Source organism: Erythrobacter litoralis, assembly GCF_029760855.1.
Lineage (GTDB): Bacteria > Pseudomonadota > Alphaproteobacteria > Sphingomonadales > Sphingomonadaceae > Qipengyuania > Qipengyuania litoralis_A.
Window position 1 is genome coordinate 136498 of record NZ_SOSI01000005.1, and the last position, 14356, is coordinate 150853.

Consider the following 14356-nt stretch of genomic DNA (forward strand, 5'->3'; position numbering starts at 1 on the left):
GGCGACATTTTCGGCAAATTGTTTTCGGTTTGCCTTTCGCTGTTCTGCACGGCCCTTCTGGTCGCGGCCGTTGTGCTGACATCCGCCGGTGCCCTTCGGAAGGGAGGCCCGCCGGCACTTCCCGATCGCCCGGCAACCGGGTCAATCTTCGACGACCCGTCCTATCGCAAGCGTGCCGAACCGATCAGCGATGCGCCGCTATCGGTGGAGGATTATCTCGACGGTAATTGGCGCATGGTGGAGATCGCGAAGGACGGTGTCCAGCGGATCGTCGTGCGCAGCTTGAACGGAGTTCCGGGCGATGTTACTTTCGGCAATGCGGTCGCAAGTTTCTCCGAATGTCCGCTATACGACTTTGCCTTCAGGGTGGACGAGGAAGGACGGTTGCGCAAACTGCGCGACGACACCCTGCCGAATGCCTCGACCGGTTGCCCCGCCCTCCCCGGCATCTCTTATCCGTTGGAAACCGCGCCGGTCGAATGGGATGCCTTGCGCGTACTGCACGGCGACCCTGAACTTTCGATCATCGGACTGAATACGCTGCTTCTCACGAACGGGCCTTTTATCCTCGTTCTTGAACGTACCAGCGAGCCTCCGCTCGCCGATCTTTAACGGCAGACGCTCGACCAGCGACCATCCATGTCCAGGTGGAAATGGTCTGCATGGGCGGCGTTGTAATCGGGCGATAGCGTCGTGGCAAAGGCATCGCATGCTCCGTCGCGCGCCTCGCGAAGAAAACGGGCTTTGTCGCCCTCACCGTCCCAATCGCCGAGAACGTTGATGCTGGTTCCGTCCTCAAGGCGGAAACCGGCGATATCGATCGCATTGCCCGTGGCATGTTCGCTCCAGGCGCCGGATCCGCGGCCGTAGAGGCGGCGGCAGGAATAGACACCTAGATGCTGGACCTCGGCGATGGCGCTGCCGAAGATCTCCTGCGCCAAGGGTTCGAGCGTGTCGCGCTGCCATAATTCGAGGCCGACTGCGACCGGGCAGGTCATCGGCGGACGCGACGGCGTGAGCGGGTAGTCGCCCAGCCGGAGGCGGTCAGGCCGGGCACACTCGCCTTCGCCCGCCGGATCGAGCGCGGTGAAGGCCACGCCGCTGCGCTCCAGCACGGCGCGGCATTCGGGCACGTCGTCTCGAAGGGACATGATCTTGGTTTGAGTTGCCCATCCTTTCGGATCGTTGAGATCGAGTGGGGCCGCAGGATTGTCTTCCGGGTGTTCGGCGACATAGGCACGCCCCGCCACAAACAGCGCGGCGAGGATTAGGATGACAATCACCCGCCGGTCCAGACTGAACCGGCCGATACGCTTCGATATACGGAAAATCCGGTCGTTCTTCGCCATCGCTAATGAAAGTCGCGCGACTTGGGAATGATCCTCACGTCGCGCGGATGGCCGCCATGCCACCCGCATTCCTTGCTGTGCGGCGAAGGCTCCTGCCACGGTTCGACCGGGCGATAGGGATCGTCCGCCCCCTCGCGCAGATCGTCACGCGGATTGAACTTGTCGGGCAAGGGCGAAGTGACGTGGTCGGCTCTGGCTACAGGCGCTTTCAGCATCTCGTCCGAAAGCTTGTGCAGTTCCTGCGTCGCATCGGTCATGTGGTGGGCAATCACATGGATGACCTCGTCGTCGTACTCCACCCGTCCGCGCACTTCCATCAATCGGGCGCCCATCACCACCCGGCGCTGCTTTTCCTTCAGATCCGGCCAGACGACGAGATTGATGACGCCCGTCTCGTCTTCAAGCGTGATGAAGCACACGCCCTTGGCGCTGCCGGGCCGCTGCCGGATCAACACCACGCCTGCAACGTGGACCATGCTGCGAAACTTCTTCGCGCGTAAGTCGCAAGCGCGGACGAAGCCCCGCTCGGCCAGATCGGCGCGCAGGAAGGCCATCGGATGCGCCTTCAGGCTTAAGCGCGTTGTCTGGTAATCGGCGACAACCTCCTCGGAAAGCGGCATGTGCGGCAGGGCGGTGCGCGCCTTTTCCGCCCCCTCGTCCCGCGCGGCGGCATGGGCGAAAAGCGGCAGGTCCGGCCCGCCGACCAAGCTGCGCGCATCCCACAGCGCCTGCCTGCGGGAAAGGCCGATAGAACCGAACGCATCCGCGCTGGCGAGCCGCTCGACATGCGCCGGCCCGATCCGCGCCCGGTCACGCAGGGCCCGCACATCACGATAAGGCCCGTTGGCATCGCGCTCTGCCAGAAGTTGTGCCGCGACCGCTTCGGGCATTCCGTCGATCTGCCGCAGGCCGAGACGCAGGGCGATATGCTTGTCGAGGCGGCCTGTATCTCTCTCCGGCGATTTGGCTTCGCCAACCTCCTCCAAAGTGCAATCCCATTGCGAGATGTTCACGTCCGGCGGCAGCACGGCGACCCCATGCTCTGCCGCATCACGCACGATCTGCGCGGGCGCATAGAACCCCATGGGCTGCGAATTCAGCAGCGAGCAGCCGAACGCCGCCGGGAAATGGCATTTGAGCCAGCTCGAGACATACACCAGATGCGCAAAACTGGCCGCATGGCTCTCGGGGAAACCGTATTCGCCGAAGCCGCGGATCTGGTTGAAGCAGCGCTGCGAGAACTCCCGGTCATAGCCTCGGCCGACCATCCGCTCCACCATCATGTCCTGTAATTCGTCGACCATGCCGCGGCTGCGGAAGGTCGCCATCGCCTTGCGCAACCGGTTCGCTTCCTTTGAGGAGAACTTCGCCGCATCGAGCGCGACCTTCATCGCCTGCTCCTGGAAGATCGGCACGCCCAGCGTCCGCCCGAGAATATTCGACAGCTCGTCGGGCGGGCCGTGTTCGGGACTGGGCGCAGGGATCACTACCTGCTCCGCGCCACGCCGGCGCTTGAGATAGGGGTGCACCATGTCGCCTTGGATCGGGCCGGGCCGCACGATCGCGACCTGGATCACGAGGTCGTAGAACTGGCGAGGGCGCAGGCGCGGCAGCATGTTCATCTGCGCGCGGCTTTCCACCTGGAACACGCCGAGCGAATCGCCGGTGCGCAGCATGGCGTAAGTTTCGGGATCCTCGCGCGGGACATTGGCGAGGGTCAGCGTGCGGCCATGATGCTCGTCCAGCAGGTCGAGGCATTTGCGGATGCAGGTGAGCATGCCGAGCGCCAGCACATCGACCTTGAGGATGCCCAGCGCCTCGATATCGTCCTTATCCCATTCGATGAAACTGCGTTCGGGCATGGCGCCGTTGCCGACCGGCACCGTCTCGGTCAGCGCACCCTCGGTGAGGATGAACCCGCCGACATGCTGGCTGAGGTGGCGCGGCATGCCGATCATCTGCTCGGTCAGCTTGAGAACGCGGCGCAAGTGCGGGTCTTCCACATTCATGCCGGTTTCTGCGGCATGGCGCTCGCTGATTTCGCGGCCCCACCCGCCCCATACGGTTTTCGCGAGCGCGGCGGTGACGTCTTCGGTCAGCCCCATCGCCTTGCCCACTTCGCGGATCGCCATGCGCGGACGGTAATGGATCACCGTGGCGCACAGCCCGGCGCGGTGCCGGCCGTATTTGCGATAGAGATACTGGATCACCTCCTCGCGCCGCTCGTGCTCGAAGTCGACGTCGATATCGGGCGGCTCCTTGCGGTCTTCGGATATGAACCGGTCGAACAACAGCTGGTGCTGCGAGGGATCGACATTGGTGATGCCAAGGCAATAGCAGACCGCCGAATTGGCCGCGCTGCCCCGCCCCTGGCACAGGATCGGCGGTTCGACCTTGTGGCGCGCGAAATCGACGATGTCCTTGATGGTGAGGAAATAGCGCGCAAGGTCCATCTTGCCGATGAGCGAGAGTTCCTTGTGCAGGGTCTCGGTCACGCTATCGGGAACGCCCGCCGGATACCGCCACTCGGCGCCTTTCCACGTCTCGCTTTCCAGGAACTCCTGCGGCTCCATCCCGCCGGGGTAAAGCTCTTCGGGGTATTCGTATTTCAGCTCGTCGAGGCTGAAGTCGCAGGCATCGGCCACTTCGCGCGCGGCGGCGATGGCATGAGGCCAGCGCTCGAATAGCCGAACCATCGTCTCGGGCGGTTTCAGGTAACGCTCGGCATTGCCGTGAAGCAGATGACCGGCATGCGCGACGGTGGTCTTGTGTCGGATCGCCGTCATAACGTCCTGCAGCGGGCGCTTGTTCGGTGCGGCGTAATGCACGTCGTTGGTGGCGAGGATTGAGAAACCGTTTTCGCGCGCGAGAGCGTCGAGCCGGGTGATCCGGGCAACGTCGCTATCGGTGTAGAGATAAGCGGCGGCGATGTGTTTGAGGGTGGGCAGTTGGGCGGTAAGTCGGGGGAGGATGGTCGCAACATCGCCAGTCAGTTCCAACTGTTCCTTAGCCGCATTCTCCTGATGCGAACCGTCAATGGCGACGACATTGCTCGGCACCGTGATGGTGAACTCCGTATCCAGGTCGCGCGGCGGGATCAGGATAAGCTGCACGCCTTTTGCATGACGCGCGAGCATGGCGAGGCTGATGTCACATTCGCCCTTCTCCTGCCACTTGCCGTCGAGATCGCGCATCCGCCCGGCCGAGATAAGCTTGCAGAGCCGGCCATAGGCGGCGCGGCTCTCCGGGTAGGCGAGGAAAGCCAGCCCCTCGACCGTCTCGATCCGGCAGCCGATGCAGGGTTTGAGCTTGAGCGTTTTCGCCTCGGTATGCACACGCACCACGCCGGCCATCGTGTTGGCGTCGGCAATACCCAACGCATCGTAGCCGAGCGCGCGCGCGGCCAGCACGAGGTCGACAGCATCGCTCGCCCCGCGCAGGAAACTGAAACAGCTGACGAGGCCGAGTTCGACGAAGGGCGCGCGGGGCGGCGCGTCGATCAGGTCTGGATCAAGCTCGATCCGCCGCTTGGGTATCTGAAGGTCGTTTTCAGGCACACACGCACCATTGCGTCATTCCGGCGAAAGCTGAGATCTCGTGCAGCAATGTCCGGCATGGACGCACCGGATCCCTGCTTTCGCTGAGATGACGATATTCATTGCGCCAACTCCTCCAACCGCTCCTTCACGGCGGAAAGGTCGGCGTCGAACAGGCGCGACTGTTCCTCGCGCGCGGCCCCGTCGAGGCGCAGGAGATACGAGGGGTGCGCCGTCACCCATAGCTCGCTGCCATCCTCCAGCGCGATCGGCTCGCCGCGAACCTTCGAGATGCTCACCGTCTTGCCGAGCATGCCGCGCGCCGCACTCGCGCCCATGGCGAGGATCAGCTTGGGCTGCACAATTGCTCGCTCGCTTTCGATCCACCAGCGGCAGGTATCGATCTCCTTCGCGCCGGGCGACTGATGCAGTCGCCGCTTGCCGCGCTGGACATATTTGAAATGCTTGACCGTATTGGTGACGTAGGCGCTGCGCCGGTCGATCCCGACCTTTTCCAGATGCGTATCGAGCAATTGCCCAGCCGGCCCCACGAACGGGCGGCCCTGCTGATCCTCCTGATCGCCCGGCTGTTCGCCCACTATCATGAGCGCGGCATCGCGCGGCCCCTCACCCATCACCGCCTGGTTGTCGAGCTCGCCGATGGGGCATTTGCGGCAGGCGTGGATCGCCTTGTCGATCGCCTCAAGCGTTTCCGGGCGTTCCTCGAATTCGAGCGTTCCTGCTTCGACCATTGCGCTCTCCCGCTTTTGCGCGCCCGCCACCAGCTCGGGAATGAGCGCGGCTTCGGGCATGTTCTTCCAGTATTTGCGGGGCATTTCCTTCAGCATCGCCCCGATCTTCAAACGCGCCGGGTTGAAGATGGATGCATAATAGCTGCGCCACAGCTCCTCCATCGGATCGCCGCCGGGCGCGTCACTGCGCTGAGCAGGCGGGCCTTCACGCATAGTCTCGGTATCCCAATGTAGAGATCCGCGCGGCGTCAGGATCGACCAGTGCATATTGGAAAAGCGCCGCATGAAGAAACCGGCATTGGCGCGCAGAATGTGATGCTCCGGCTCGAACCACGCGACGTACTGCTCCTGCGGCGCCTCATCATCGCCTTCCTCCGGTTCGACGAGCCGGAAGCGGACGAAGGCGTGCATCTTGTGACTGTCGCGGCGGACGTTCTTGTCCAGTTCCTCGATCCTGCGTACATCGGGATCGGCCTTGTCCTCCATCATCCGCGGGTTCGACTGGATGCGCCACAGCAGACGATAGAGCAGCGCGAACCGGTCGGGATCGGAATGCAGCGCTGCGTTCTTGGCCAAGGACATGAAGCGCTTGTTCGCCCGCACCTCGCGCGCGTCGGGCGGCGGCACGGGAGCGCGGCGCTCACCGTGCGCGAACAGGTCGCCATTACCGCCGGGTTCGACCCAAGCGACCCGGTCGGGCGGAACCTCGCATTGTACCAGCGCCCGCGCCCGCTCGCGCCAGAAGCCGAAATCGTCCGGCTCGGGCAGTTGCACGACGTAATAGGTACCGAGCTTCACGTTCTGGAGCGTGCGCGCTTCCCTCATGCCGCGAACAGTTCCAGTTGCTCGGTTTTGGGTGCGAGCATGGTGCGCAGATCGGCGCGGTCGGTGAGGAGAACAGGTCGCCAGTCGGTCGTCACGATGAACGGGCGAACCTTGGTAATCGACAGCGTCAGCTTTGCTACATCGTCGAGCCGCAAGGTGCGATGCCGCCGGCTCGCGAGGATCTTCTGCACCGCCTTCACCCCAAGCCCCGGAACGCGGAGCAATTGCTCTTTCGTCGCGCGGTTCACGTCGATCGGAAACTGCTCACGAAACTTCAGCGCCCACGCAAGCTTGGGATCGATGTCGAGCGGCAGATTGCCGTCCGCCTCGGTCGCCTGCATCACTTCGCCCGGCTTGTACCCATAGAAGCGCATCAGCCAGTCGGACTGGTAGAGCCGGTGCTCGCGGATGAGCGGCGGGCGTTTGAGGGGCAGCACCGCGCTTGCATCGGGGATCGGCGAGAAGGCGCTGTAATAAACGCGGCGCAAGCGGAAATTGTCATACAAGCGGCTGGCCTTGCCAACGATGTCCGCATCGGTGGCGGCATCGGCGCCAACAATCATTTGCGTCGACTGTCCGGCGGGCGCAAACCGCGGCGCATGGCGAAAGCGCTTCTTCGCATCCTTCGCTTCAGAAAGATCGTCCTTCACCTTGCCCATTGCACCTTCAATCTGGCGCGCATCCTTGTCAGGCGCGAGACGTGTCAGCCCGGCATCGGTCGGCAGTTCAACATTGATCGAAACCCGGTCGGCGTAGAGTCCTGCCTGATGCACGATCTCGGCATCGGCTTCTGGAATAGTCTTCAAATGTATGTAGCCACGAAAATCGTGCTCTTCGCGCAGGATACGCGCGACCTCGACGATCTGCTCCATCGTGTGGTTCGAGCTTTTGACGATGCCCGAAGAGAGAAACAGCCCCTCGATATAATTGCGGCGATAGAAGGCAAGCGTGAGGTCGACCACCTCCTGCGGCGTGAACCGGGCGCGTTGCACGTTCGAGCTCTTGCGGTTCACGCAGTAGTGGCAATCGAAAATGCAATGATTGGTCAGCAAGATTTTTAGAAGCGAGATGCATCGACCATCCGGAGCATAGGCGTGGCAGATGCCCATTCCTTCGGTTGAACCGATGCCCTTTTCCGACCCCAGCGAACTTTTCTTCGACGTGCCGGACGACGCACAGGATGCATCATATTTCGCCGCGTCCGCGAGAATTTCCAGCTTTTGAAGAACGGTCTGCGAAGCCATTCGTTCGATATATGTTCTCTAGTCGGATTTGCCTAGGACTTTCCTCGCGCTGTCGTCTCCGTCCACCTCGTTTAACGAGCAAGATCCTTTGAAAGGGGAACATAACCGGATGTTTTGCGGTTGGAGAAATGAAACTAAACAATAATTTAGGAGCTTCAATGTCGTATTTCGAAACGCGCGACGGGACCAATATTCGTTACAAGGAACTCGGCGAAGGCCGCCCGGTCATCCTCATTCATGGCTGGCCGTTGTCGAGCGATAGTTGGGACTCTGTGATGATGGCGCTGGCCGATAAGGGCATGCGCGCCATTGCCTACGATCGTCGCGGGTTCGGCCGGTCCGACCATGCGAAGACGGGTTACGATTACGATACATTCAGCGATGATCTTGCCGACCTCATCTCCCATCTCGACTTGGCCGACAATATCGGCCTCGCCGGCTTTTCGATGGGCGGCGGTGAAATCGCGCGCTACCTCAATCGGCATGGCGGCAAAGGCGTGAATGCAGTCGCATTGGTAAGCTCGGTCGTGCCCTATATGCTCAAGACCGACGATAATCCCGATGGCGTGCCGCAATCGACTTTCGACGAAATGACCGAAGGCATGAAGCACGATTACCGCCACTTCTTCACCGGCTTCTTCCAGGATTTCTACGGCGACGGCTGGATCAAGGACAAGGTCACCGACGAGGAAAAGGATTGGGCATGGATGACCACGATGATGAGTGCGAAATGGGCGACGATGAAATCCGCCCAAGCGTTCGCGACTACCGATTTCCGCCCAGACTTGCCCAGCTTCACGGTACCCACGCTGGTCATCCACGGTACGCAGGACAAGACGGTCCCGATCGACGCGACCGGTAGAGCCGTGGCGAAAGCCGTCCCGGCGGCGAAACTGATCGAATATGACGGCGAGCCCCACGCGGTCTTTGCCACGCAAACCGAGCGGTTGGCTGACGACTTGGTAAAGTTCTTCTCGGCGAACTGACCCGAGCGTACGGAATGGAGCGGCGGGGTTTGGGACCCCGCCTCTTACTCATATCGCGAGATCGCGATTAACTTTGTTCCTTTAGGCCAAATTAAGCAGAAGACATCGATCCTGCCTTCCCAAAAGGAGGGCAAGCGTGGCGCTTTTTCGCAGAAAGACGGCAGTGGTCGACATGCCCGAACGGCGTATGGCCAAGCGCCGCAGCGTAGATTGCCCCGCCCGGCTCAAGATGCTTGGCGGCGACAAGCACGGCAGACTGACCGACCTTTCGGAAGCGGGTGCCCGCTTCGATACGACAGATCCGCCATGCGAAGGCGTCTCCGGCCTTCTCGAATGGAACAATCACGAATATTTCGGCAAGATCGTATGGGCGAACGAACACGGCTGCGGCGTGGTGTTCGAACGGCCCATTCCCCATTCCGTAGTCGATAAAACCGTTGGCGCCGCAGCCGCCGACCCGCCGCAGGGGCCGGTCGCGAACTTCGGAAAGATTCCGATGGGGCAGAAACGCGGGCGGCGGACCGTGTTCGTGCCTGAGTGATGTTTATTCGGCTGCTGCCTGCTTGAGATGTTCTCCGAAAAAAGGCGAGCGTCGCAGGCCAGATCACAGCTTGCGCGGCAAGATGGCCTAGGAGTAGCGGAAGGTACCGGTTTTGAGCTGCGTCCCGGTGCCCAACAAGGCATGATCCACGTCGGGAAAGATCAAGCTTATGGTAGGCAGGCTCGCGGCATAGCAGTGTTCGGCGAGAGGAATGCGCCGGGCAGTTCTGTGCTCAGGGGTTGCTCCGTCGCGGTGGTAGGTGGACCGGATTGTGCCAATACCGGCGCTGCAAAAGTCTTGGCTCCTGCCGTGATTGGGGTGTGAATGTAGCTTATTGGACGAGACTATGTGGGAGCTGGGAAATTGTCGAGTTTTGCCGCTTATGCGCACAGGCCCTGCAGATACCAGTCGGGCATGCCGCCGCGCCCGTCGCCCACGATGCCGAGGCGGTAGATCCAGTAGCGGCGACCGGTATCGTCCTCGATCCGGTAATAGTCGCGCAGGCGGGCACTGCCGCGCTCACGCCACCATTCGGGCGCGATCCGCTCCGGCCCCTCGACCCGCGCGACTTCGTGTACCTGCCCGCGCCAACGGAAGCGCTTGGGATAGCCGTCGGGCGTGGCATAGAGCACTGCGATCTTCTCGGCCGTATCCAGCAGTTTGAGCGGGCGCTTATGAAAGGGGAGGTCGCCCTGGCTCGCCGGTTCGGGATCGAGCGGGCGCTGCCATCGTTGCGCGCGCTCGGGAATGTGGCTGGCGAAGGGGACCGGGCGGCTCACCGCCTTTTCGCCGAGGCGCACCGTCAGCCGGTCGATACAGGCGGCAAGGCTGGTACCGTGCGCTTCCGCCGCAGCTTCGATATCGCCCTGCTCCAGCGCGAGCGGTTCGGCCCAGCTGGCGCGCAGGCGCACCATTTCTATCCCGAAGCCCGCGTCGACATCGTCGAGCTTGGCGGCGAACAACCGGCAGATATGCGCCGCCTCGCGCGTGGCGGCGGCGAGTTCCAAGCGGCGGACGATGACCTCGCCATCGACGCGCCACAGGCCGATCTCGAGCCGCCGCGCGCCCTCGCCCCGCCCTTCGAGCTCGCGCGCCATATCGGCGGCGAGATCGCCCAGCACCTGATCGAGCAGTGGGCGGTGGCGGATCGGCTCCATCAGCCGGCGCTGGACCAGCGGCATGTCCTGCTGCACCACCGGGAGCAGCGGTTCGGGCACCCGGCCGAGCAATTGGTCCATCCGGATGAGTGGATTGGCGGCGGGCGATTTCCTGTTGCGGAACCGCCGCTGGATCGCGTCACGCCCGATCGTGCCAAGTTCGCCCAGACGTTTGAGGCCGAGGCGGCGCAGTACGGTCAACACGTCCTGGTCGAGGCGCAAGGCGGCGACCGGCAGGTCGGACAAGGCGCGGGCGATGTCGTCCTCGGCACTCGATCCTGTCCCACCGACAATAGCGTCCGGCGGGCCGTAATGCGAAAGCGCCCAGGCTGCCCCCGCCGTAGGCGCGATGGCGGCACGTACTGCGAGTTTACGCCGGGCGAAAGCGCGTGCGACATCGGCGAGCAGGGACTGCTCCCCGCCATAAAGATGCGGTACCGCCGTAACGTCGATCAGCAGGCCGTCGGGCGCATCCATCGCCGACCACGGACCCCAGCGCCGCCCCCACAGCGCCAGCTTTTCGAGGAAGGCGAGGTCCGCCGCAGGGTCTGCCGGGGCGGTGGCGATGGCGGGACAAAGCGTGCGTGCATCGGCAAGCATCGTGCCGCGCCGCGCACCCGCCTCCAGCGCGATGCGGTTGAGCGCCTCGATTCGGGGGCCGTGCGCGGTATCGGCGATCAGCACCAGCGGGCCGGCATCGAGCGCCGAGCCCGCCTCGCCCATGGCAAGCCGCCAGCGATCCATCGCCAGCGCGGGCAGCCAGAGGGAGAGGATGCGGCGGCCCGAGACCGATGGAGCCGGGGAAGACAACGCAATTCATCCCCGTTCGCCCTGAGCCTGTCGAAGGGTTGGTCTTCTTTCCATCCTTGAAACGGAGGAAAAAAGCAGTCCTTCGACAGGCTCAGGACGAACGGAATTGGAAGCGTCTTGCCGGGTCGATGAATGAGCCACCAGCATCCCGCCCCCATCGCCCAGCACCCATGTACCCGGCCGGTGCCCGCGTGCGCGGAACAGCTCCGCATGCCATGCCGGATCGCCGGGCGCCTGCGTATTCCAGCGGGGTGCGGGCGACGGCGCGCTTGCTACTTCCCACCGCATCCGGGCCGAAGACAGATCGCGCCCCGCATCGAGCCGTACGAGAAACAGGGGCACGCCATGCTTTTGAGATACCAACGTCAATCGCCGCGAAGCGGTGAAATCGAGCGCCTTGGGATTGCCCGACATCTCGCCGATAACGAACGCCAGATCGCGGCAGCGCAGCCCTTCTTCCAGCGCGAACAAGGCATCTTCCGGCTTGTCAGCCAGCACATGGATCACCCGGTGACGCACATCTTCGGGCAGTCCTGCGCGGTAGGGCCGCCCCGACAGGCGGGCCGCCTCGCGCGTCTGCACCCACAGGATGCCGCGCCGGTCCTCCGCCTCATCGGTTTCGCCTCGCGGTGTGGTGCGCCAATCGTCGAGCGCCAGGGCCAGCGCCGCGCCCGCCCCCGCCCCCTCGCGTGAAGAGGCAAACACTTCGTTGTGGAACGCCTTGCCTTCTTCCGCCGCCAATCCCGGGCGCCACCGCGCGCTACGCCGGACACACAGCGCCGCGACGTCTTCGCCGATCGCGTGCAGAGCCTCTTCGGGCAGGGAGGAAAGGTCGGGTTGGGTCATGCGGGAACGACTCGTTTGTTCCTCTTATGTTCCAACGGTAAAGGATTCGCAATCGGCCTTCCGGGTTATCCGCAGCCCCGTCGGGACCGAACGGCGCGTTCGGCCATTGATAGGACGAATTCAAAGGAGACGCTTTCACATGAAATATGCCGAAGGAAATGCCGACAAGCTGAAAACCAAAATGTGGAAGGCGATGGCCGATTCGTCCTTCGTGTTCCTCGAACTCGACGGTCGGCCCGGTACCGCTGTGCCGATGACTGCACAGCTCGACAAGGATGCCAACAGCGCGATCTGGTTTTTCAGCCACATCCACAGCGATTTCACCGATCTCGGCCCGGCAACCGTCACCTTCGCCGGCAAGGATCACGAGATGTTCGCGCGCATCAGTGGCACGTTGGTGAAAGAAGAAAGCCGCGAGCGGTTCGACCACTTCTGGAATAACTTCGTTGCCGCATGGTATGACGAGGGCAAGGACGATCCTGAGATCTTCTTCATGCGCATGGATCTGGGCGATGCCGAGATCTGGAACGGCGACATGGGTCTGCTCAATGTCGCCAAAATGGCGCTGGGCATGGACGTTCACGAAGATGCCGAGGAACAGCACGCCAAGCACGTCGACCTGTAAGGCGCGACGCATTCGAACAAAGGCCGCTCCGTCCGGGGCGGTCTTTTTCGTTCAGTCCGCCATCGGTATGGCCGCCTCGTCCCCTTCCACATCGTCGACCACGCTGACGATACCGCGGCCCAGATGGCTGCGCTTGCGGCTGTAGAGGACGTAGACCACCATCCCGAGCGCGCCCCATAGCGGCAACACCAGGATCGCGATCAGCGGCAGGTTCACATACAGGAATAGGCAGCCCGCCAAGGTAAGCGGCGCGACGATCCACACCGCCGGCATACGGAAACTGCGTTCGCGATCCGGCTCACGCTTGCGCAGCACCATCACCGCTACCGCGACCATGAAGAAGGCATAGAGCGTACCCGCATTGGCATAATCCGCCAGCAGCCCTACCGGGAGGAACGCAGCGCCCAAAGCCACGATCAGACCCGTCATTATGGTGACGACATGCGGCGTCTTGAAACGAGGATGCACCTTGCTGAGCCGCTCCGGCAGCAAACCATCTCGGCTCATTACGAAGAAGATGCGGGTCTGCGCGAAGATCAGCACGAGGATGACCGACGGCAGTGCCAGGAAGGCCGCGATACCGAGCGCATTGCCGATGCCCGAGAAACCGATCTGGCGCAGGACATGGGCAAGCGCCTCGTCGGAGCAAACCAGCGCCGAAGCATATTGGGGCAGTGCACATTGCCGTGCCAGTTCTTCCGATCCGGCGGGAAACGGAATGCCACCCGGCCCCATCAGCGGCTGTCCGCCGATCGTACCGATCGCGCCGGCGGCAACCAGAATGTAGAACACCGTGCACACCAGCAGCGAGCCGATCAGACCGAAGGGCACGTTCCGCTGCGGATCCTTGGTCTCTTCTGCCGCGGTGGAAACGGCATCGAAGCCGACATAGGCGAAGAAGATCGTTGCCGCCGCCCCCACTGCGCCAAGGCCGGTCCCGAACCCGCCGAACACCCCGGCCGGAAGGAAGGGATTGAACCGCGCCGTGTCGAATTCGGGACTGGTCAGCGTGAGCACGATAAAGGCGGTCAATGCCGTCACCTTGATCGCGACGAGCACCGCATTGACCTTCGCGCTTTCACTGGTGCCGACGACCAGCAAAGCCGTTACGAGTAGCGCGATAATAAGCGCCGGGAGGTTGATAAAACCGCCCGGCGCGCCGCCGAGATAAAGCGGACCGGCCGCGAGCCAGGCGGGCAATTGAATGCCAAGAAATTCGTTGAGAATCGTACCCGAGAAATATCCCGACCAGCCGACCGAAACAGCACTCGCCGCCACGGCATATTCGAGAATAAGCGCCCAACCGACAGTCCACGCGAGGATCTCGCCGACCGAGGCGTAGCTATAGGTATAGGCAGATCCCGCAACGGGAATCATGGCAGCGACCTCGGCGTAGCAGAGCGCGGCCACGATACACACCGCACCGGCGATGGCGAAAGCGAGCATCAGGCCCGGCCCCGCCTTTTGCGCGCCGGCGGCGGTCAGGACGAAGATACCCGTCCCGATGATGCAGCCGATACCGAACAGCATGAGCTGGACACCGCCCAGCGTGCGGACGAGAGCTTTCTTGTTGGCGACTTCTAGGATGGCATCGAGAGGCTTTACGCGGTCGAGAATCATGCGCGCTTGAACTCCCCGGCCCCTTGCGGACAATCCGTTCGGCAGGCCGGAGGCATTCGCTTACA

At 62.9% G+C, this 14356-nt stretch carries 11 protein-coding genes; 4 read left to right on the forward strand and 7 right to left on the reverse strand.

The annotated features are described in order from the left end of the window. Window positions 1-72: 72 nt before the first annotated feature. Entirely contained in the window at window positions 73-612 is a 540-nt protein-coding gene (locus E3U23_RS10775) for a hypothetical protein (protein WP_279351269.1), read from the forward strand. Here the strand turns inward: E3U23_RS10775 and E3U23_RS10780 are convergent. From E3U23_RS10780 to E3U23_RS10795, 4 genes are all read right to left on the reverse strand, one after another. Further along, window positions 609-1349 carry an extensin family protein gene (locus E3U23_RS10780; RefSeq protein ID WP_279351270.1) on the reverse strand — a complete coding sequence of 247 codons (741 nt, stop codon included), beginning with the start codon at window positions 1347-1349 and terminating at the stop codon, window positions 609-611. The genes E3U23_RS10775 and E3U23_RS10780 overlap by 4 nt on opposite strands. 2 nt (window positions 1350-1351) lie before the next feature. Beyond that, window positions 1352-4906 carry an error-prone DNA polymerase gene (locus E3U23_RS10785; RefSeq protein WP_279351271.1) on the reverse strand — a complete coding sequence of 1185 codons (3555 nt, stop codon included), beginning with the start codon at window positions 4904-4906 and terminating at the stop codon, window positions 1352-1354. Between the two features lie 98 nt (window positions 4907-5004). Next, window positions 5005-6462, reverse strand: a complete 1458-nt coding sequence (locus E3U23_RS10790) for a UdgX family uracil-DNA binding protein (protein WP_279351272.1) — start codon at window positions 6460-6462, stop codon at window positions 5005-5007. After that, complete coding sequence (locus E3U23_RS10795) at window positions 6459-7706, reverse strand: putative DNA modification/repair radical SAM protein (protein ID WP_279351273.1); 1248 nt, start codon at window positions 7704-7706, stop codon at window positions 6459-6461. Before E3U23_RS10795 ends, E3U23_RS10790 begins: the two co-directional genes overlap by 4 nt. Window positions 7707-7864: 158 nt before the next feature. Between E3U23_RS10795 and E3U23_RS10800 the strand changes: the two genes are divergently transcribed. Both E3U23_RS10800 and E3U23_RS10805 read left to right on the forward strand, forming a co-directional pair. Beyond that, window positions 7865-8692, forward strand: a complete 828-nt coding sequence (locus E3U23_RS10800; RefSeq protein ID WP_279351274.1) for an alpha/beta fold hydrolase — start codon at window positions 7865-7867, stop codon at window positions 8690-8692. A 136-nt stretch (window positions 8693-8828) separates the two neighbouring features. Next, window positions 8829-9233: a PilZ domain-containing protein gene (locus E3U23_RS10805; RefSeq protein WP_279351275.1), complete on the forward strand. Its 405-nt coding sequence runs from the start codon at window positions 8829-8831 to the stop codon at window positions 9231-9233. Window positions 9234-9613: 380 nt separating this feature from the next. Here E3U23_RS10805 and E3U23_RS10810 read toward each other — a convergent pair whose 3' ends face one another. Beyond that, on the reverse strand, window positions 9614-11134 hold the full coding sequence (locus E3U23_RS10810) for a DUF6504 family protein (protein WP_279351426.1): 1521 nt from the start codon (window positions 11132-11134) through the stop codon (window positions 9614-9616). 72 nt (window positions 11135-11206) lie between these two features. Next, a complete protein-coding gene (locus E3U23_RS10815; RefSeq protein WP_279351276.1) occupies window positions 11207-12046 on the reverse strand; it encodes a hypothetical protein in 840 nt (279 codons plus the stop codon). Between the two features lie 139 nt (window positions 12047-12185). Here E3U23_RS10815 and E3U23_RS10820 point away from each other — a divergent pair, with 139 nt between their 5' ends. After that, on the forward strand, window positions 12186-12671 hold the full coding sequence (locus E3U23_RS10820; RefSeq protein ID WP_279351277.1) for a pyridoxamine 5'-phosphate oxidase family protein: 486 nt from the start codon (window positions 12186-12188) through the stop codon (window positions 12669-12671). 51 nt (window positions 12672-12722) lie between these two features. On the opposite strand, the gene E3U23_RS10825 is transcribed toward E3U23_RS10820, so the two are convergent. After that, on the reverse strand, window positions 12723-14291 hold the full coding sequence (locus tag E3U23_RS10825; protein ID WP_279351278.1) for an amino acid permease: 1569 nt from the start codon (window positions 14289-14291) through the stop codon (window positions 12723-12725). Window positions 14292-14356 lie beyond the last annotated feature (65 nt).

Coding starts and splice junctions, on each gene's coding strand:
- E3U23_RS10815 (WP_279351276.1), bottom strand. CDS start 12,046: ATGACCCAACCCGACCTTTCCTCCCTGCCCGAAGAGGCTCTGCACGCG.
- E3U23_RS10790 (WP_279351272.1), bottom strand. CDS start 6,462: ATGAGGGAAGCGCGCACGCTCCAGAACGTGAAGCTCGGTACCTATTAC.
- E3U23_RS10795 (WP_279351273.1), bottom strand. CDS start 7,706: ATGGCTTCGCAGACCGTTCTTCAAAAGCTGGAAATTCTCGCGGACGCG.
- E3U23_RS10780 (WP_279351270.1), bottom strand. CDS start 1,349: ATGGCGAAGAACGACCGGATTTTCCGTATATCGAAGCGTATCGGCCGG.
- E3U23_RS10820 (WP_279351277.1), top strand. CDS start 12,186: ATGAAATATGCCGAAGGAAATGCCGACAAGCTGAAAACCAAAATGTGG.
- E3U23_RS10825 (WP_279351278.1), bottom strand. CDS start 14,291: ATGATTCTCGACCGCGTAAAGCCTCTCGATGCCATCCTAGAAGTCGCC.
- E3U23_RS10800 (WP_279351274.1), top strand. CDS start 7,865: ATGTCGTATTTCGAAACGCGCGACGGGACCAATATTCGTTACAAGGAA.
- E3U23_RS10810 (WP_279351426.1), bottom strand. CDS start 11,134: ATGGATCGCTGGCGGCTTGCCATGGGCGAGGCGGGCTCGGCGCTCGAT.